Origin of the sequence: Paenibacillus sp. cl141a, from assembly GCF_900109305.1 — a bacterium.
Taxonomy (GTDB): domain Bacteria; phylum Bacillota; class Bacilli; order Paenibacillales; family Paenibacillaceae; genus Paenibacillus_AQ; species Paenibacillus_AQ lautus_A.
This window is the reverse complement of sequence record NZ_FNZO01000007.1, coordinates 160,088-181,252: the sequence shown is the minus strand read 5'-3', so window position 1 is coordinate 181,252 and position 21,165 is coordinate 160,088. Positions and strand designations below refer to the sequence as shown.

General features: G+C 51.6%; 11 protein-coding genes. All 11 read left to right on the top strand.

Translation table 11 applies throughout. The features are described from left to right. The first annotated feature begins 327 nt into the window (after window positions 1–327). The 11 genes from BMX45_RS19900 (at window position 328) to BMX45_RS19850 (ending at window position 21,145) form a co-directional block, all read left to right on the top strand. A complete protein-coding gene (locus BMX45_RS19900) occupies window positions 328–1,476 on the top strand; it encodes a GntR family transcriptional regulator (RefSeq protein ID WP_090911183.1) in 1,149 nt (382 codons plus the stop codon). 164 nt (window positions 1,477–1,640) lie between these two features. Further along, on the top strand, window positions 1,641–3,872 hold the full coding sequence (locus BMX45_RS19895; RefSeq protein WP_090911182.1) for a hypothetical protein: 2,232 nt from the start codon (window positions 1,641–1,643) through the stop codon (window positions 3,870–3,872). A gap of 24 nt (window positions 3,873–3,896) precedes the next feature. Next, window positions 3,897–6,971 (top strand): alpha-mannosidase, encoded by a 3,075-nt coding sequence (locus BMX45_RS19890; protein ID WP_090911181.1) that lies wholly within the window; start codon window positions 3,897–3,899, stop codon window positions 6,969–6,971. Window positions 6,972–7,020: 49 nt separating this feature from the next. Then, on the top strand, window positions 7,021–7,947 hold the full coding sequence (locus tag BMX45_RS19885; RefSeq protein WP_090911180.1) for an ABC transporter permease: 927 nt from the start codon (window positions 7,021–7,023) through the stop codon (window positions 7,945–7,947). 12 nt (window positions 7,948–7,959) lie between these two features. Next, window positions 7,960–8,856 carry a carbohydrate ABC transporter permease gene (locus BMX45_RS19880; protein ID WP_090911179.1) on the top strand — a complete coding sequence of 299 codons (897 nt, stop codon included), beginning with the start codon at window positions 7,960–7,962 and terminating at the stop codon, window positions 8,854–8,856. A gap of 72 nt (window positions 8,857–8,928) precedes the next feature. After that, the gene (locus BMX45_RS19875) at window positions 8,929–10,587 is read left to right on the top strand and encodes an extracellular solute-binding protein (RefSeq protein ID WP_090911178.1); all 1,659 of its coding nucleotides are present in this window, start codon (window positions 8,929–8,931) and stop codon (window positions 10,585–10,587) included. A 161-nt stretch (window positions 10,588–10,748) separates the two neighbouring features. Further along, window positions 10,749–12,770 carry a glutaminase family protein gene (locus BMX45_RS19870; protein WP_090911177.1) on the top strand — a complete coding sequence of 674 codons (2,022 nt, stop codon included), beginning with the start codon at window positions 10,749–10,751 and terminating at the stop codon, window positions 12,768–12,770. Between the two features lie 5 nt (window positions 12,771–12,775). Then, window positions 12,776–16,084 (top strand): glycosyl hydrolase, encoded by a 3,309-nt coding sequence (locus BMX45_RS19865; RefSeq protein ID WP_090911176.1) that lies wholly within the window; start codon window positions 12,776–12,778, stop codon window positions 16,082–16,084. Between the two features lie 271 nt (window positions 16,085–16,355). Next, window positions 16,356–17,957 carry a CehA/McbA family metallohydrolase domain-containing protein gene (locus tag BMX45_RS19860; RefSeq protein ID WP_090911175.1) on the top strand — a complete coding sequence of 534 codons (1,602 nt, stop codon included), beginning with the start codon at window positions 16,356–16,358 and terminating at the stop codon, window positions 17,955–17,957. A 288-nt stretch (window positions 17,958–18,245) separates the two neighbouring features. After that, the gene (locus tag BMX45_RS19855; RefSeq protein WP_090911174.1) at window positions 18,246–19,919 is read left to right on the top strand and encodes a ribonuclease J; all 1,674 of its coding nucleotides are present in this window, start codon (window positions 18,246–18,248) and stop codon (window positions 19,917–19,919) included. A gap of 275 nt (window positions 19,920–20,194) precedes the next feature. Continuing rightward, window positions 20,195–21,145 (top strand): carbohydrate ABC transporter permease, encoded by a 951-nt coding sequence (locus BMX45_RS19850; protein ID WP_009592680.1) that lies wholly within the window; start codon window positions 20,195–20,197, stop codon window positions 21,143–21,145. The last annotated feature ends 20 nt before the right edge of the window (window positions 21,146–21,165 follow it).

Here is a 21,165-nt window from a genome sequence, read left to right as displayed (position 1 = left end):
GCGAATTCACTCCTTGTTATGGTCTGTTGTCAATTGGAAGCGCGTGCTCATCCGTTAACATTCACCCCTCCTTTTTGGCACCATCATCGTGCAGCACTTCGCTTACCAACACATATTTAATATATTCAAATATAACTTTACAAGAGGTTCGACAAAACTTCCTATTATTCTTGCTATAATTCTTGCAAATCAGGCATGTTTAAACGCTATCGTATCAAGGGGTTGTCGTAACAGTCGTTGTCAGCTCATGCTTGTTTATTGCGCTTGTATGTGTAAGGATATATTATATATTTCAAATATCATGAATGAATTGGTGATGTGATTAGAATGAGTACAAATGATCGAATTCCGTTGTATCAGCAAATCCAGGACTATATCCGACACGTCATAGCATCAGAAAATATGAAGCCCGGTGATCGCATTCCGACAGAGAAGGAACTGATGGACCAGTTTCATGTCAGCAAGATCACGGTTGCCAATGCGCTGACGGGATTAGCGAACGAGAAATTGATTGCCCGCGTGCCGGGCAAAGGAAGTTTTGTTGCGGAAGAAGCGGACTTCTCACCCGGTAACCAGCCGTTGGCTTCGTCGCTCAAGGGAAAAGAGAGGACGCTGGCAACGGGCATGATTGGCGTGATTATGCCCACGATTCATGATTACTTTGCCATGAGACTCATCGAGGGAATCGAGCAGGCTCTGAATGATGAAGGTTACCGCAGCATGATCATGCTGACCGACGGCAAACTCGACAAGGAAAAAGACGCCATCAAGGATCTGAAGGCTCTCGGAGCCGAAGGCCTGCTGATTTTCCCGATCGACGAGGAGAACTACAACGAGGAGATACTGGGCATGAAGCTGTCCGGTTTTCCTTTTGTATTGATCGACCGGTATTTGCCTGGTGTCGAGACCCATTATATTGCCGCCGATGGAAGGCGGGGCACCAGGCTCGCCGTTGAGCATCTATGGGAGCTTGGGCATCGTGATATCGCCATCTGCTCGGATTCTCCCCTTCAGACCGTGACGGTTCAGGAGCGGATCGAAGGGTACATCGATGCATTGAAAGACAAAGGCGCGCTCATCAATCCGGCGCATATGATTACGGATTTCAAACCGCTGAACGTGCTCAAGGATGCTGAAGCCCACCCGTTATACCGTTACATCCGAAATCGCATGGTAACCGCCTATATTTCGCTAAACGGGAGACTGGGCGTGCAGATCTATCAGATGGCAAAGCAAGCGGGGCTTAGGGTCCCGGAGGACGTATCGATCGTCAGCTTCGACGATCCGACTTCAATCGTGGAGGAATTCAGTATTTTCACCCATGTCAAGCAGTTTGAGCGGGAGATGGGATATCAGGCCGCCGGCAAACTTCTGGAAGTGCTGCGCGGCTCGGGCGAAGGCAAGAGTTACAGCAAAATGCTGATTGAGCCTGAGCTTGTGGTTCGCCAAACATCCGGCCAGGTTCCACGAACTTAATATTCACGCCCCAAGAAAAAGCCTTTTCCGTCATCCAACGGAGAAGGCTTTTTCAATTCGAATAAAAAACATATTGAATATATTAATATTATATATTATATTCTAGAAAATGATGGAGGTTATGAAGCGACAGTACATTTAACCTGAGCAGGGAGGTATAAAACGTGCCGAGAGATCGCAGGGAAGAACGAACTGGGTTTCAAGAGTCTGCACCGTATCACCCCGACTATGATCTTCAGACAGACTTCGTGATGGTTTATGGGATTGACGAAACCATGCCAGAGCGGATTCAGAAATGGAAAGAGAAAGGATACGTCGTCCATCTGATGACCGGTGTCGCTTGGGGGCAATACAACAGCTACCTGGACGGGGAGATAGACGGCGTACCCCATTGGGATGAAGCCCAGAAGGATCGCCATGGGGAGATGATCCTGCATGGCAAACAACCGGTCATTCCTTACATGGTGCCTACGATTTCCTTTGGCCGCTTCATCGCCGACCGAATACGCGTCGCGGTGGATGCGGGCGTGGAGGCCATTCATCTGGAAGAGCCTGAATTTTGGGTGAACGGAGGTTATTCGGAAGCGTTCAAACGGGAATGGCTGCTGTTTTACAAGGAGCCTTGGATTCCGCCGCATGCTTCGCCAGACGCACAATACCGCGCCTCCAAATTGAAAGCGTATTTATATACCCGCGTGCTCGACCGGTTATGCGCAGAGATGAAGGATTACGCGTTAAAGCATTATGATCGAATCCTTCGCTTTTACGTTCCGACCCATAGTTTGATCAACTACACCCAATGGCGAATCGTAAGTCCGCAATCGGCGCTCGTGGAGCTCCCGTCCATAGACGGGTACATTGCACAGATCTGGACGGGGACCTCCCGGACGCCGAATGTATATGAAGGGCTGCGCAAGGAGCGGACGTTTGAAACCGCTTACCTCGAATACGGCGTGATGCAGGAACTGGTTCGTGGAACGGACAGACGCATGTGGTTCCTGCATGACCCGATCGAAGACAATCCGAACCACACGTGGGCGGATTACAAGCAGAACTATCTAAGAACCGTGGTCGCCTCACTGCTGCATCCCGGGGTCTCCCATTATGAAGTCTCGCCATGGCCGCGGCGAATCTTTAAAGGGACTTACCCTTCCGAAGACGGTTCAGGCAAAGAGTCCATCCCGTCCGACTATGCAACGACGCTGCTACAGGTCATGCATACGCTTGGCAACATGGACCAGAAAGTGATCGAATCGGCGGAAGACGACTTGCAAGTCGGCGTTCTGATTGCAGACTCCGCGATGTTTCAGCGAATGAAGCCTGAACCTGGAGCGCCCGATGCCGGGAAATATGACGGCACGGATCCCGAAGGCTTTCAGGAGGCGGGCGACACGGAGCTTCTCGATTTCTCTCCGTTTTACGGTCTGACGCTGCCGCTGCTGAAGCATGGCATCCCGGTTCGCCCGCTTCAGCTAGATAATGTGAGACGTTATCCCGGTTATTTGGCTCCGTATCGCGTCCTTGTGCTGAGCTATGAATTCATCAAGCCGGAGTATCCTGACATTCATAATGCCCTTGCGCAGTGGGTGCGGGATGGCGGCGCACTGATCTATGTCGGCGATGACAGCGATCCGTACCACGGCATACGCGCCTGGTGGAACGCGGAGCTCGGAAGCGGAGCATTCGGCTCGAAATATAACTCCCCCCGGGAGCATTTGTTTGAGCAGCTTGACCTGAAGGGAAAAGCCGAAGGAATCCATCAGGCGGGAAAAGGCATTGTATGCTGGCTGGATCAGCATCCGGCCGACCTGGCCTTGTCGAAGGAAGGGGCAGACACGCTGCGCCGCTCCGTCCAGTCTGCCATCGAAGCGATTCTCGGCAAGGAACCGCCCTGGCATACCAAGCATTATTTCAAGCTGCGGCGCGGTCCTTATATCATTGCTTCGGTTCTGGAGGAATCCGTCACCGATAAAGACTTGACGATCTCGGGTCCTGTCGTGGACTTGTTCGATTCAAAGCTCACCGTTCATGATCAAATTACGTTAAGCCCCGGGAAACAGGCGCTTCTCTATGATGTTGAAGCCGGACGTCCTTCCGGAGGCAAAGTGTCCATCATCGCAGCTTCCTCCAGAATCGAGGAGCTCGACCAATCGGACGCCGGGTTCCGATTCACAGCCAAGGGACCGGCCAATATGCAGGCCAGCGCGAGGCTGTATTGTCCGACCGAGCCGGCGTCCGTCCAGTACGTTATCGGGAATCAAGCGATGCCTGCCGACTGGGTATGGGATCAGGAGTCGTTAACCGTCCTGCTGCAGTACGAACACGGCGCGGCGAACCAGGCCGTGATTCAAGTGGATTGGATAGCCCAATCCATGACGGAACCTGCAGCCGACTGATGCAATAGAGAGGAGCAGATCATCATGCCATACGAACCGATAAGGCTTGAACCGTTGAAACAAATGTTAAACAAACTCCGGGAAGCCATCTATGTGCCGGTTGCCGAGTTGGAAGTGACGGCATGGGTTACGCCTGAACCCATATCGTACTCGGATCGAAAGACGGGAACGAAAATGACGCTTGTCCATGGGCAGCGATGGGGGGATCTGTGGGACTGTGCCTGGTTCCGTTTTGCCGGGAGCGTTCCGGAGCATAGCCGGAAGGAGGACCTCGTCCTCCTGCTGGACATTAACGGCGAGTTGTGTTTGATGGATCCGAACGGATCGCCAGTACAGGGATTGACCACCGTGAATTCGGAATTCGATTTTTCCTTAGGGCTCCCCGGCAAGCGCGTCGTCCGGCTTCATGACATGTTCCTGACCGGATCGGATATTGAAGTTTGGGCCGATGCGGGCAATAACGATCTCTTTGGCAAATACCAGGGAGGAACTTTGAAAGAAGCCGTCATCGCCAGCTGCCGGGAAGATATTCGAAGCCTATATTACGATGTCGAGGTACTCTTGGAAGCTGCCGAGCAGCTCCCGGCGGGAACCGCGCGCAAAGAGAGAAGCTATCAGGCGCTGTATGACGTTTCGTTACGGCTCACGGATTTCTCGCCGGAGCGCGTCGCGGAGGCGAAGAAGAAGCTGGCTGAACCATTGAGCCTGAAAGGCGGCGATCCGGTCTTAACGATCAGCGCCGTGGGTCACGCGCATATCGATTTGGCCTGGCTATGGCCGATCCGCGAAACGATCCGGAAAGGCGCCAGAACGTTCTCGACCGTGCTTCGCATGATGGAACGCTACCCGGACTACGTGTTCGGGGCAAGCCAGCCCCAGCTATATGACTGGATGAAGCAGCATTATCCGGCACTGTATGAACAGATCAAGGAACGGGTGCGCGAAGGAAGATGGGAACCGCAGGGAGCCATGTGGGTAGAATCGGATACCAATGTGCCTGGCGGGGAATCACTGGTTCGTCAGATCTTATACGGCAAGCGATATTTTCAACAGGAATTCGGGTTGGAGATGAAATCGCTCTGGATGCCGGACGTGTTCGGTTACTCCGCCAGCCTGCCGCAGCTGCTCAAGAAGTCCGGCGTGGATTACATGATGACCCAAAAGCTCTCTTGGAGCGAGTACAACCGGCACCCTCACCATTCCTTCCTCTGGGAAGGCATCGACGGCTCCGCTGTACTGACCCATATGCCTCCTGAAGATACGTACAATAGCCCGGCAGCCCCTCGTTCCATCGCCAAGGCGGAGCGAGAGTATTTAGATAAGAACGTATCCGGCCATGCTTTGATGCTCTTCGGCATTGGAGACGGCGGCGGCGGTCCGGGCGAAGAGCATTTGGAACGGCTGGCTCGAGAGAAAAACCTGCTCGGTTTGTCTCCCGTCCAGCAAGAGCCTTCGTGGAAGTTCTTCGAACGGTTGAATGAAGAGCGCGAGTCATTCCAGACGTGGCGCGGGGAGCTCTACCTGGAGAAGCATCAAGGAACTTTGACCAGTCAGGCCCGGAGCAAGCGATACAACCGGAAGATGGAGAAAGCGCTGCGCGAGCTGGAGTTTGCTTCCGTGCTGGCAGCCCGTCTAGGACGGGATTATCCAGCTGAGACGCTGGAGACGATCTGGAAGGAGGTCCTGCTGTATCAGTTCCACGATATTCTTCCGGGCTCTTCGATCAAGCGGGTGTACGATGAGTCGCTGGCGCGGTATGAAGAGCTGCTTGGGCAGACGGAGACCATGATTGCCGACACCTACAACTATTTAGCTGGCCATATCGCACACAGTGAAACGCCATCCTCGCAAACCGTCATCTTCAATTCGCTGCCTTGGGAGCGGCTAGAGTGGCTGCGCATGAACGGACGCTGGCATCACGTCCAGGTTCCATCGATGGGATATGCTGTTTTATTGGATGATGTCGGCCAGGAAGCGGATGGAGAAGCCGCATCTTCCTCAGAAATCTTGACTAAAACGCCAGAGGCGGGCGCAGACGCTGCAGCTGAAGGACGAAGCCTGGAGAACGACAAGGTCATCGTGACATTCGATCAAAACGGGGCTATCCTGTCGGTTCTGGATAAAGCGGAAAACCGCGAAGTCATCCAGCAGGGACGATTAGGCAATGATCTTCGCGTTTATCATGATGGCGGGGACGCATGGGATTTCCGCCATGACTATGCGGCGAATCCGGGTACACCGTTACACCTTCTGAGCATGCAGGAGCTTCGGGAGGGGCCGAGAATCGGGCTTGTCTTCGAGTACGGTTACGGGGAGTCCTCGCTGACCCAGACCGTCGTGCTGACGGCGGGCAGCCGGCGCATCGATTTCGAGACGGACGTCGATTGGAGGGAGAACGGCAAAATGTTAAGAACGTCGTTCCCCGTTAATATACGTACGGATCAGGTTCAATGCGAAATCCAGTTCGGCAGCCTGAGCAGACCGACCCACCGCAATACGATGTGGGATTTTGCGAAGGATGAGATCTGCGCTCATCAATGGGTGGACTTATCGGAGCCGGATTACGGGGTGGCGCTGCTCAATGATTGCAAGTATGGCCATCGTGCCATCGATAACGTGCTGGATCTCCATCTGCTCCGCAGCAGCTCCTATCCCGATCCGGAGGCGGACCGCGCGGAGCATCGATTCACGTATTCGTTGTATCCGCACCGAGGGAATCATGTGCAAGCCGAAATCTACCGAAGAGGCCATGAACTGAACGTCCCGCTTCGCACGGTGTCCTTGCCTGACGTATCGGATCAGGAGACAAGAAAGCTGCCTTTATCCCAAGCGTTTCTCCGGCCCGATCATCCGCACATCATGGTGGAGTCCGTCAAAAAAGCCGAGGACGGGGACGATATCATCGTTCGTCTGTATGAAACTTCAGGAACGCATGCGGGCACGTTGCTTCGGCTTGGATTTCAAGCCGCCGAGGCCTGGATTGCCGATCTGCTGGAGAACCGCCTTACGCAGCTGAAGCTGAACGAGCCGTCTGAAATCGCGCTATCCTTCACGCCGTTTGAAATCATCACGTTGCGGTTGAATGTACCGGAACTATAGAGGAACGGGGCGGCATCGCCGCCCCATGTGAGAAAGGAGAGGTGGGAATGTGAACAAGTCACGATGGACAAGCAACCGAGTATTCAAACGAATTTGGCAGCACAAGCTCTTTTACTTGTTCATGCTGCCGGGCATCGTCTGGTTTTTTCTGTTTTCCTACGTGCCCTTATACGGAGTTCAAGTTGCCTTCAGGGACTACACCTTCATAGGCGGGTTTACAGGCAGCCCCTGGGCCGGATTCAAGTACTTTGAACAATTCTTCAATTATTATCAGTCCGGGGACATCATCCGCAACACGGTCATCATCAGCCTCATGAAGCTGCTGATCGGATTTCCGATGCCGATCATTCTTGCGCTCCTGCTGAATGAAGTGCGGAAGATGAAATTCAAGAAGACGATTCAGACCCTGTCTTACTTGCCTTATTTCGTATCCTGGATCGTGGTCGTCACCCTGATGCAGCGGCTGCTGACCCCATACGGCGGTCCGGTCAATGACCTCTTGGGCTCGTTCGGAGCCGAGTCGATCCAGTTCCTGAACAATCCGACCTGGTTCTATCAGATGATTGTAGGCTCCGATATCTGGAAGAACATCGGCTGGAATTCCATTATCTTTATGGCCGCCATTGCGGGCATCGACCAGCAACTTTACGAAGCTGCCAAGATGGATGGCGCGGGGCGCTTCAAGCAGATGTGGCACGTGACGCTTCCAGGTATCCGCAATGTGGCCATCATCTTGTTTATTCTCGCGGTGGGCAATCTGATGAGCGCGGGGTATGAACAACTCCTGCTCCTGAACGGACCGGCGACTGCCAGCATGGGCAGCGTTCTGGACGTGCACGCCATCAATTCCGGTATCCGGGAAGGACGCCTAAGCTACGCCGCGGCCGTCGGGCTATTCCAAAGCATCATCGGGCTCATCCTGGTTCTGACGGTCAATCGGATCGCCCGCAAAGTCAGTGATGTATCCCTGTTCTAAGGAGGTGACGTAATGAAACGCAAATGGTCTTTCTTCTCGGTGTTTAACTACACGTTTCTCGCATTGATCGGCTTCTCCATGATCTACCCGTTCATATACATTTTGGCTTATTCCCTGAATGACGGCAAAGATTCGATGATGGGGGCCATCTATTTCCTTCCCCGTAAATTCACGCTGGAGAATTATGCCCAGGTGTTCGATAACGCCCGTATATGGAAGGCATACCAAATTACGCTCATGCGCACCGTGCTCGGTACATTCCTGCATGTGGTGCTGTGTACGCTCATGGCCTATGCGCTTTCCAAGAAGACGCTGCCCGGCCGTTCCTTTTTTACCTTCTACATCTTTCTGCCGACGATTTTCAGCGCCGGGTTCATCCCGTTCTTCATTACGCTGCAGAAGCTGCATCTGATCAATTCCTTTTGGGTGTACGTGTTGCCGATGCTGTTCAATTTCATGCACATCGTCATCATCCGCACCTTCTTGCAAGGCATACCGGAGGAGCTGGAGGAATCCGCCCGGATTGACGGTTACGGCGATTTTCAAATCTTCGTTCGGATCATACTGCCGCTCTCGGGACCGGTGCTGGCAACCATCTCCCTCTTCATCGGAGTGGCTCATTGGAATGATTGGTTCTCGGGCGCTTACTACGTATCCAACAAGGATTTGATCCCGGTGCAGACCTTATTGCAGGAAATGCTGACCGAAGCAGAAGCATTATCCAATTCGATGCAGCGCGCAGCGCAGCAGGGTGGTCAGACGGTAGGCGGCACCAGCGGGGCAGGCGCGACGCCCGAATCGCTTCGCATGGCCTTGCTTGTCATCACGGTCTTCCCGATCCTGTGCATCTATCCGTTCCTGCAGCGATATTTCGTAAAGGGGGTTATGATCGGTTCGGTTAAAGGTTAGGTCATCCTGACCCGGAATTTGTCCAATGCTTTACCAAGATCATTGATATCCATATTCCAGGAGGCGATTGGTTTGAAGAGGATTTGGTCGAAAGGCGTATCCGCATTGCTCGTGTCCATCATGGTTGGAGGTTTGCTGATCAGCTGCACGAATTCATCAGGGAACGGAGATAACGGAGAAGGCGCAGAAGGAGAGAACTCATACAAACTCAAAATATTACACAATTGGAATGGCTCAAACGGTTCCGATGCGATGACGCCGGTCGAAGAAGTCATCAAGGAGAAGACGGGCGTTACCCTGGAGTGGGAATATACCAAGGGCAGCGAGACGGAGAAGGTCAACCAGATCTTCGCAACCCAGGATTTGCCCGATATCTATACCGGACCTGCCTGGGGCGGGGAACTGGACGGAATCATCAAGGCGGCCAAGGAAGGACAATTGGTCGATATCTCCGAGAAATTGAAGGATTATCCGAACTTGTCCAAATCCATCGCGGAAGAAAATGTCCCGCCGGCATTGTATGAAAAAGCGATTAACGCTTACGACGGCAAAAAGTATCTGCTGCTGCAAAATCAGCCGGCGACCAACGAAGATGGAATGGACTGGCTTTACGGCTTCTATGTGCGCAAAGACATCGCCGAGAAGGTTGGCGTAAATCCGCAATCCGTCGTGACGAAGGACGACTTCTATAACTTCCTCAAAAAAATCAAGGATGCCAATCTGCAAGAGAACGGCCAGCCGGTCTTTCCGTTGGGCGGTTTCAGCAACGGCTGGGCCGTCGGCATCGGCAACACCATGTTTTATTCCGGGGCGAGTTACGTCGACAAAGGCGACGGCACGCTTGAGCATAACTTCTTCACCAAGGGCTACGAAGAATACACCCTGTTCTATCGAAAGCTGGTTGAAGAAGGGCTGATGGATCCTGAAGCCTTCACCCAGACGGACCCGATTGCCAAGGAAAAAATCAATCAAGGCCGCATCGCCATCCTGGCCGCCCACTACCCGGCTATACTGGATGCTTCCAAGGAGTATGTCTCTTCGCATCCGGGCAGCGACTACATTCCGCTCGGCCCGCTGGAGCGCGCTGACGTCGAACCGGACAGGCCTGTCGATCTCGGAATTCAAGGCAACAATGTGACGGCGATCACCAAGAACTGTAAAGGCGCTTGCGTGGATGCTGCGCTCAAGTTCCTCGACTTCATGGCTTCCGATGAAGGCTTTATGCTGGCTAGGTACGGGGTGCAGGGCGTTCACTGGGACATGAAGGACGGCAAGCCTGTCGCGAATCAGGAATGGTTTGACAAATTCAGCACGGACACCAACATGAAGCTGCGCAAGAACGAAGGCATTAGCATCGGTCTGGAATCGTTGACAGGGCTTGACCGCATCAATTCCGCTGCGGGAGGAGACATTTGGGCGGAACAAGAAAGGCTGGACGCGATGGAGAATGCTCGCAAAATCCTCCGTCCGAACGGCATTCAGGTCATAACGGCGTACAACCCCGGCGATGTCATCACCAAAGCGCCGGAATGGGAAATGCTGAAGCCTTCGATGGATCGGATGGGCGATGCGTGGAAGGAAGCGGTTTTTGCCAAATCTGATGAAGCCGCCATGAGCATTATCAACGAACTGCGGGAACAGCTCCGAAAGACCGGATACGATAAGGCGATGCAGTTCACGAACGAAAATTTGAAGGGCAAAGACGTTGTGACCGTTCAAATGCCGAACTAATCATATCCATGATCAGGGGAGCCCGTTAATTAGGAAGGCTTCGCATGACCTTGTCATCCAAGGGGGCGAAGCCTTCGCTTTTTATTGAACCAATATTTCCAAATCGCAAGGAGATCCAGGCAGCTTGAAGAATAAAGAAGACATGAAGGAGTTGACGTTAGATGACAACGAATTTCAGACCCCCATCCGTGCCGCTGGTTACCGTAGATCCTTATTTCAGCGTATGGTCCTCTTCAGACCGCCTATATGATGACCATACCCGGCATTGGACGAACAAGATTCAGGGCATGACGGGAGTAGCCATCATTGATGGCGTATCGCGACGATTTATGGGAAAAGTTATCACGCAGGAGTCAGAACGACTTGAGCCTGAAGCGCTTGAGCAAACCGATCTGACGGTTGAGCCCGTAACGACCCGGTATACGTTTCAAGGAGAAGGCATTGAACTTCAAGTTCAGTTTACCACCCCGCTTTTGCTGGACGATCTCGATCTGTTATCCCGGCCCGTTACCTATCTGACTTTTCACGTGCGTTCATTGGATGGGCAAGCGCATGACGTTAAGATTTACATCGATGTAACGGGCGAATGGTGCGTCCATACGCCGGATCAGCAGGTGACCTGGGAGCACCGCGTGATCGACGGACGATTGAATGCGATGTCGATGGGGACTGTCGAACAGCCGATCCTGCAGCTTGCCGGTGATGACACCCGAATTGATTGGGGGTATATGGTCCTGGCGGTGCCGCGTTCATCGCGGATACAGACGGTGATTCATTCGGTAACGACCCGGGAGCAGTATGTTAGTACAGGTCAATTACCTGCCCAAGATGATTCGCAGAAACCGCGCCCCGTCTCCGATAACGTTCCCGTCATGGCAGCCGAAATCGAATGCGGTACCGTCGGGGATGAATGGGTATCCGAATATCTGATGCTGGCGTATGACGATATCCATGCGATTGAATATTTCCGCAAGCCGCTGGATGCTTATTGGAAGCGAAACGGATGGACCTTCCATGACATGCTGTTAGCGGCAGCCGATCAGTATAAAACGATCATGCGGCGATGCGAGATATTTAACCGCGAACTCATGACGGAGAGCCAAGCCGCAGGCGGCAATCGGTACCGGGATATTTTGGCGCTGACCTATCGGCAGGCGATTGCCGCGCATAAACTGGTTGCTGACGAAGCGGGGCGCGTGTTGTTTTTATCCAAGGAGAATTTCAGCAACGGATGCATCGGGACGGTCGATGTCAGCTATCCGTCGATTCCGTTATTCCTGAGATATAACCCTGAGCTGATCAAGGGCATGATGCGTCCGATTTTTAAGTATGCGGTGAGCGATGAATGGACGTTCGATTTTGCGCCCCATGACGTGGGCACGTACCCGAAAGCCAACGGTCAAGTGTATGGCGAGAACAAGCTGGAATACCAGATGCCGATTGAGGAATGCGGTAATATGCTCCTAATGGCGGCTGCGGTATGCAAGTATGAAGGTAATGCGGATTTTGCCAGTGAGCACTGGGAGCCCCTTACCGTATGGGCTGGGTATTTGCTGAAGAATGGACTCGATCCGGACAATCAGCTGTGCACGGATGACTTCGCCGGACATTTGGCGCATAATGCCAATCTGTCCATCAAGGCAATCTTGGGCATTGCCGCATATTCCTACATGTGCGATCGGCTCGGTCTCCCGGAAGGCGCAGCTTATCACGAAGCTGCACGGAACATGGCGAATGAATGGATGTCCATGGCCGATGCCGGTGACCATTACAAGCTTACGTTCGACAGCGCCGACGATTCCTGGAGCATGAAATACAATTTGGTGTGGGATCGGCTGCTGGAGTTCAATCTGTTCCCTACCGAAGTGGCTGCGCGGGAGCTGGAGTATTACCAGCATCTACAGAACCGTTACGGGCTTCCCCTGGACAGCCGCGATACGTATACGAAATCCGATTGGCTGGTATGGTGTGCAGCCATGAGCACCACGCAGGCCGGGTTTGAGTCCATGATCGCGCCCCTATGGGATTTCATGAATGAAACCTCCGCTCGCGTTCCGGTGACCGATTGGTATGACACCATCAGCGGCAAGCAAATGAACTTTCAGAATCGTTCCGTCGTCGGAGGATTCTTCATTCGATTACTCATGTCAGGATCCGAATCAAATTCGAACAAAGACAGGTGATGTAGGTGAACAGCCTTCATGTTAAGGAAGAAATCGAAATGGATCTCATGCGGTTAAAGCAGCAATTCCAGAATCCGGATGCAACGTACCGTCCGCAGCCTTTCTGGTTTCTGAATCACGAGCTCAAGAAAGCGGAATTGGAAAGCCAGATTCAATCGATGTTTGAAGCGGGCGTCGGAGGCGTTGTTCTGCATGCGCGTCATGGAATGCAAGCCTCATACCTCTCGCAGGCTTTTATGGAAGCTTTGGAATTCTGCACCGTGGAATGCCAAAAACGCAACATGGTCGTCTGGCTGTACGATGAGGATAATTGGCCAAGCGGGACGGTGGGCGGCAAGCTGACGCGACAGCATCCGGAATATCGCATGCGTTACTTAAGAGTGGAGGAAAAGCGATGTTACGGCGGTTCCGGGCAAGAAAGCTTGAAGCTGGATTTTGCACGCTATGAGAACAATGAGCTGATTGCCATTCTGGCCTATCGTGCCATCGAGTCTGACGGAGAATGGTTGCTCCATGAAGAATCCGAGGACCTCACGCATGAATGGGGACAGGATTGGACGCCACCGAATGCGGAAGACTCTTATGTCGTGCTGGCCTGCTGGTCCTGCGAAATTGCGGAAGGCATCACGTTTGCCAATGGGTACTACTTGGATACGTTGAATCCACAGGCGGTCCAGGCGTTCATCCGGATGTCCTATGAACCGTTTCTGTCTTTGCAGAAATATTTCGGAACGACGATACAAGGCGTCTTTACCGACGAGCCGGGGCTCATGATCCACGACGGTTTCTTCGGTGTGGAAGCGATCCGGACGGCTGTTCACGATGTAGGCGCTACCCTGCCTGGCATGGTCTTTGCCTGGTCTGAAGGAATGGGTGAGCGGTACCGGCAAGAGAACGGGTATGATCTCATCCCGCGATTAGGCGCCTTGCTATATAACATGGCAGACGGCAGCCGGGCAACGAAACAGCAATATTATGATTCGATTACGCGCTGGTATGTGGAGGGGTATCATCAAGCGATTTCCTCATGGTGCGAAGGGCATGGACTGCTGTACATCGGTCATACGCTGGAGGAGCCGGTCTGGGGGCAAGCCAGGTCGCAAGGCAATCAGACGCGCGTCCTGCAGCAGTTCCACTATGCAGGCGTGGATTATTTGACGCCCGGCATCGGCACCAAAGAGAATCCGCACCGGATCGTGTCCGTGAAGACGGCGGCTTCCGTAGCCGGGCTGGATAATAAAGAACGCGTGATCTGCGAGGCCTTTGGTGCCAGCGGTCACGGCTATTCCATGCGTCAAAGGCGGCTCGATGCCAATTTCATGGCTTTCCTGGGCGTTAATCTGTTTATTCCGCATGCGTTCTATTATTCGTTTGCAGGGTATCGGAAAACCGATTTTCCTCCCACGGAGTTCAAACATGCACCGCATTGGCCACATTATCGCGCTTTTGCCGACTATCTCGGTCGATTGAGTCTGCTCGGCGCAAGCGGAAAACGAACCCCGGAGGTTCTTTTATTATCGCCTATTCATACGGTATACGAAAATATGTTCGCATCAGGACGATCTAACCGGCTTCCTTCATCCGATACCTTGTTCTCGCTTGTGTCGGATCGCATGCTGCGCCATTCCATTGATTATGACTATGTTGATGAATGTCAGCTTCGTGATGCTGCCCTTGTTGATGGAGAAGGGGTACGATTCAGTGGTGACGGGAACGTATATTCGGTTGTGGTTATGCCCGAGGTGGAGGTCATGTCAAGGGACATTGCCGTTCTTCTGGTTGCCTATGTAAAGCAAGGCGGAACGCTGGTTGCCGTAGGGGCAATTCCACGGCATAGCGAGTCCGTGCGCCAGGACCCGGAGCTGGCAAAGCAAATGCATGAGCTTTTTAGCCCGAACCCGCAGCATGGGGCTTTACGCCACGTTGGCAAAGGGTATGCTTTATTATATTCGTTGGAGGACACGGACCACGAAGACACATTGATCGAGGAACATCTCGATTCCGGAGAAAAGCGGATACTTGCCGATCCAGAGATGTCCGGAGGCCGTATAAAGGAGCAGACTCCAGATCTGCTCGAACCCTTGTGTGAAACGGTAAGCGGGTTATTAAAGAAAGCTGCTGCCTTACGATGGATGCTGCTTGAAGGACAATATGAGGATTTGATCTATGTAGAACGCGTGTTCGGTGATCATGTATTTGTATGGTTAATGAACTGGACGGAGCATGACGTTTCCATGAAGCTTGATGCAGGACAAACCGGGAACCTAATTGTAGAGTGGGACTTGGAAAGCGGGAACATTCGCCGAGTAGCCGGCGATTCCGTTCTTACCTATGCACCTGGAGAGCTGCGAGTTTTATCGGTTGGCCCTGAGGAGAGCTTATTTAACAAAAGCAAACAAACGTTCGATAGGGTACGAAAATCCGAGGATGTAATTGTTCTCGAAGATAAGTGGCGTTTTCAGTCTCTTGAACCCAACGTTTTATTACTGGACGAGTGGCAGGTCACGCTGAATGACCGAAACTCCAGGATGAACGCTACGATGCCTGGGCAAGTGAACACGTACCGTACAACGTTTACCATGACGCAGGCATTGATCGAACAATTGCAAACACCGAATGGCGAAGATCATTCGCATCCACCAGATGTCTATCCATTGCCGAGGCTTGAGTTGATTCTGGACGATGTGGAGCAGAAAATACCGGCCCATATCGGCTTCCTGCAGCGCAGGCGCAATGTTGAAATCTTCGTGAATGGGGTCAGGCAGAATGCGCTGAAGTCATCCGATTGGCAGGATTCAAACTATGCTTCCCTGGATATCACGGCTCATTTGGTAGCGGGCGAGAACGAGCTCGAGATATTGACGGTTTCCTTACTGGAGCCGATGCCGGCGATTTCATTCCCAGCCTATTTGATTGGCCCGTTTGAAATAGAAGATGGGGTGAGGTTAAATGCGTGCTCGGAACATATGTTTGGTTCTTGGGCTTCTGCCGGCTATCCTTATTATGCAGGAGCGGGTGATTACTCCCAGAAGGTAGACCTGACTGAGGTCAACTTAGCACCGGACGAGGAGTTATGGCTGGAAGCCGAAGATATTAGGGAGACGGCTTGCCTATATGTGAATGATACAAACGCTGGCATCCGGCTGTGGCCGCCGTATCATTGGAATATAACGCCTTATGTGGAAAAGGGGATTCATCAGCTTACCATCCGTGCAGCCAATACGCTGGAGAACTTGTATGGCAAGAATGCTTTGCCTTCGGGGGTGAATGGACAGGTAAAGTTGGTACGTCGAACTTTATCCAAAGAAATGTAATTTTAGAAGAAGCTCATCGAAATGACTACACCGAATGCAGGTTGTAGTCATTCTCTTTATAAGTGGTTTACATAATATAATATATGTAACCTAACGGATGATAACCTTGCTTATTTCGAGTTACAAAGCCGATAGTTTATTTATTCTTACGGACATAAGATAGCGAGGACTATTCTTACAAATGTATCGATTTATCATAACATTCTCTTAATCAAGAAGGCTTACACTTAAGTAGTTTTTACGATTGATATCAACTCGGAGGTGCCATGAGATGCAGCTAAAGAAGAAAACCATCATGGTTTTGGCGCTCAGCTTGTCCATCCTTTCCCAAGGCATGGTTGTTCATGCGAAGTCGGATGGGTCTAAGTTTAAGCAGGAAAGCAACGGCAAATGGATGACTGGGGAGTATCACGCGCATACGTATCAGTCCGATGATGCCAGTCAATCCTTGCAGGAATTGTTGGACAACGGGTTCGAAAAGTACGGTTTGGATTGGATCGCCGTTTCGGACCATCTTAGAGTTTCTAAACGGGATGATGAGGGAAATCCTCTTGCCGGCGGACCTGTTCCGTTCTCCCAAGGAATGGCGCTGTATCAGATCCCTAAGATTCAGCAGCTCCAGGCAGCTGGGAAATACAAGAATAACATTATCTATTCGGGTTTTGAATGGGACATGCCTACATACGAACATGTGGGAGTCGGCATTATAGCAGGCTCATTCGGTTCAGAGGCGAGCCTTAGGGCAGCCCGTCAGTTCGAGTATCTATTTACGGATCGAGATGAAGCGATGTTTGATCCCAAAGAAGTCGCCGATTGGAAAAAAACAGACAGCCGGGCCTATACGACGTCCGAAGATGCCCGAACAGCACTGGCCTGGCTCCAAAAAAACTACGCCAACAGAAGTTATGCATTGCTTAATCATCCTTCCAGAAAAACCGTCTATACGATCGCTGACATACGGGATTTCAACAACATCGCGCCGAATGTCGTATTCGGGATGGAGGGAATGCCCGGGAATCAGATGGAACCGGATCGTGGCGGGCTAAATTTATCTACGCCGGAAAACAGAACTTACGGAGGCGCTGATTACATGATTGCCAAAGTTGGCGGCGTATGGGATGCGCTGCTCGGCGAAGGACGCGAATTTTGGAACTTTGCGAACTCGGATTCTCATTTTGAGATAAGTGATAACCGTTTATACTCCAGCGGTTATTGGCCCGGACAATACGCCAAGAATTACACATGGGTGAACGGAAAGGATATGCAAAGCGTGCTGAACGGCATGCGTTCAGGCAAATCGTTCTCCGTGCACGGCGATTTAATCAACGCCTTGGATTTCCGCGTTCGCCATGGAAATAAGCAGGCCGAGATGGGGAGTAAACTTCAAGTGAAACAAGGGAATCCTATCGAAATTACGATCCGATTCAAAAGCCCGAAACAAAATAACAACGGCGACCCCGTAGCCGTGGATCATGTCGATTTGATCTCGGGTGATGTCACCGGTAAAGCACAACCAGGTACGGCGGCATACAGCAAGAGCACCAACGATTCGACCAAAGTGGTGAAACGGTTTACGAGCAAGGATTGGACAACCGATCGGGATGGATACAACGTGATCACATATCGGACGAAAGCTACAAAGGACCAATATTTCCGGTTAAGAGGAACGAACCTTGGCGTGAATGTTGCCGGTGAAACCAGCCATGGCGATCCGCTCATGGATCCGAAAACGGACATTGAAGACAACGAGCAGCGATTTGCGGAAATAAATAAACGGAATTACAGCGACCTGTGGTTTTATTCTAATCCGATCTTTGTCAGCGTTGACGATAAGCCGGTTAAAGCTCCTAAACAACTGGGGAAGCATTCGTAAGACGCGACTTGCGCTATATTCAGAAGACTGCCGATTGTCCGGCAGTCTTTTTTTCATTTTTTTCTACTTATAAAGAAGCATGAGGTCTGAATTCCTATCTGGCCGCTAAAGACAAATGGCAAACCGTTTGAGATTGGCAGGTTTTCTGTCGTTACTCCGCATCCCAACTGGCGCAGCCATTGTTACCCACGGTGCATAAGTTTTGCGAGAACTTCAATAATATAGGAGGAACATCATGCATCGAAAGATATGGACCTAGGCGAGTAGAGACAAGGAGGCAACCTAGCCATGAATATAGCCGAACAAAAATTGCTGGTCGCCGCGCTTGGCGGTGTGAATGAAATTGGAAAAAACATGTACTTCATCCAGTACGATCAAGATATTGTGGTGATTGATTGCGGCTCGAAATTCCCTGACGAAAACCTGCCCGGCATCGACTTGATTGTGCCCGACTTCACCTATTTGTTGGACAACGCGGATAAAGTCAGAGCCCTTGTCGTCACTCATGGTCATGAAGACCATATTGGTGGAATTCCCTATTTACTGAAGCAGCTGCCGATCCCTGTCTATGGGACGAAGCTTACGATTGAGCTGATTAAAATCAAGCTGAAAGAGCATCGTATTCTGCTTAATTCCGAGCTCCACACGATCGATGCGAATTCCACTATTCAAGCGGGTGCCATCCATGCCTCTTTTTTTTCGACCAGTCACAGCATTCCGGATTGCGTGGGCGTCGTTTTTCAAACTCCGGAAGGCAATGTCGTCCATACGGGAGATTTTAAATTCGACATGTCTCCTGTGAAGGGACCTTATCCTGATCTACACCGAATGGCAGAAATCGGCAAGCAGGGCGTGAAGGTGCTGCTATCGGAAAGCACAAACGCCGAAAGACCCGGGTTTACCCCTTCGGAACGCTTGGTTGGCGGTCATATCCTGGAGGCTTTCGCCCAGGCCAAACAGCAGGTATTCATCTCCACGTTCGCTTCGAACGTCAACCGTGTCCAGCAGATCATCGATGCCGCGGTAGAGACGGAACGGAAATTGATTCTGCTCGGCCGGAGCATGGTTAATGTCGTTGCGGTGGCCAAGGAGCACGGGTATCTCAACATGCCCGATGATTTGCTGATCGATGCTGAAGACAGCGAGCGTTATCCGCCGGACCAGATCGCCGTGTTATGCACGGGAAGCCAAGGGGAGCCAATGGCAGCCTTGTCACGGCTAGCCAACTCCAAGCACCCCCATATCGAAATTCTGCCGGGCGATACCGTCATTATTGCCGCAGGGGCGATACCGGGTAATGAGCGGAATCTGGCTCATGTCATCGATAATTTATATGTGCTGGGAGCCCAGGTCATCTATGGATCGGGTGTAACTTCTGGGATGCATGTATCCGGACATGGCAGCCAAGAAGAATTGAAGTTGATGCTCACCTTGATGAAACCGGACTATTTGCTCCCCGTTCACGGTGAATTTCGAATGCTCTATCAGCATCGTCAGCTGGCCGAGTCCGTGGGGATCCCGAATGAGAACGTGTTTATCGTTCAGAATGGCGACACGATACAAATCCAGCAGGGCATGGCATCGTTAGGTCCCAAAATCCCTTCAGGCAACAGCCTGGTGGATGGATTGATGATCGGCAACGTAGGCAATATCGTTTTGCGGGACCGCAGGCAGCTGTCCTCCGACGGGATGCTCATTATCGTCACCACGCTCAGCAAAACGGAAAAGCAGATGGTGGCCAAGCCCGAGCTTATATCCCGGGGTTTTATCTTCGTGAAAGATTCGGAGGAATTCATGGGTCAGATCCACGATATCGTTTCGTCATCAATGAAGGATTTGACTGAAACCGGATCCACCCAATGGAATCTGATCAAGCAAACCTTGAAGGATCATGTCGGCAAATTCATATACAGTGAGACCAAGAGAAGGCCGATGATTCTGCCCATCATTATCGAAGTTTAAGCCATTTGAATATTTAAAGCACAGCCTATTGGAGGCTGTGCTTTTTTTTATGCGAATCGATATGGGGTTTACCCTAGGCATACACCCGGAAGTGGGCAGCTGCATACACTGCCGATAAAGAATCGCTTTAAGGTGTTGATCTTTCATTCACGTCTGTGAAAAAAAGAATAACACATAATCCGGATTCATCCACATAACCATGTACAGAATGGACATGAACGTCTTGTCCGATTGCCGGAATGGATCCGGTTACTAACGAAAGGAGGAGGATCGGTTTGTCATCCACCCCAGAAGGGAAATGGACTGCGGAACATGGAAAATGGGCAAAACGAAAGTTCAGATTTACGCGCAATGACTGGATGGGCTATCTATTCAGCGCCCCTCTGATTATCGGCGTCATCGTATTTGCCATTTATCCCATGTTTGCCGCACTGTTTATGAGTTTTCATCAGACATCCGGGCTCAATTTATCCGGAAACTGGGTGGGCCTGAGCAACTATCGTTACGCGTTAGAGGATTCCTTATTTTGGCAAGCGCTTACAAACACGTTCGTCATGGGGATATGGTCCGTATTGCTAGGGATCGCGCTTTCGTTTGTTCTGGCAAGCCTGATTAATAATCTAAAATGGCATCTGGGACGCAACTTTTTCAAAGCGGTCTATTTTCTGCCCAACGTCGTGTCCGGCGTAGCTACAAGCTTGTTGTTCTCCTTCTTGTTTTTCCCGTCCAAGGAAGGGCTGATCAACTTCGTGATTGGATTGTTCGGCATCGATCCGGTCGGCTGGTTCACGAACCCGGAAGTTGCGCGTTACAGTATCGTGCTGATGAGCTTGTGGGGTGCACTAGGGTATAACACCATTATTTTTCTGGCCGGTTTGCAAAGCGTCCCGCGGGATCTCTATGAGGCTGCCGAGGTCGACGGTGCAGGCACGTACCGGAAATGGTGGTATATAACGATTCCATACTTGCGTCCGATCTTTGTGTTCATGCTCATCATGGGAACCATCGGCGGAATGAAGCGGTTTACGGATGTATGGTTAATCGGCGGAACCGCAGGTAATCCTGGGGGAAGCTTGATGACCGTGGTGCTGTATATTTACCGAAATGCATTCCTCTCTTCGCAGATGGGGCTGGCTACGGCCGTATCCTATCTGTTATTCGTCATCATACTCATCTTAACCGTGTTCCTCATGCTGCTCAACCGACGTAAAGACAGCTTGGATTAATCCCATGATCCATTTACGGA

What these genes read in the sequence shown, in the direction of transcription:
- BMX45_RS19860 (WP_090911175.1), top strand. Translation starts at nt 16,356, where the DNA reads ATGCAGCTAAAGAAGAAAACCATCATGGTTTTGGCGCTCAGCTTGTCC.
- BMX45_RS19890 (WP_090911181.1), top strand. Translation starts at nt 3,897, where the DNA reads ATGCCATACGAACCGATAAGGCTTGAACCGTTGAAACAAATGTTAAAC.
- BMX45_RS19855 (WP_090911174.1), top strand. Translation starts at nt 18,246, where the DNA reads ATGAATATAGCCGAACAAAAATTGCTGGTCGCCGCGCTTGGCGGTGTG.
- BMX45_RS19870 (WP_090911177.1), top strand. Translation starts at nt 10,749, where the DNA reads ATGACAACGAATTTCAGACCCCCATCCGTGCCGCTGGTTACCGTAGAT.
- BMX45_RS19900 (WP_090911183.1), top strand. Translation starts at nt 328, where the DNA reads ATGAGTACAAATGATCGAATTCCGTTGTATCAGCAAATCCAGGACTAT.
- BMX45_RS19880 (WP_090911179.1), top strand. Translation starts at nt 7,960, where the DNA reads ATGAAACGCAAATGGTCTTTCTTCTCGGTGTTTAACTACACGTTTCTC.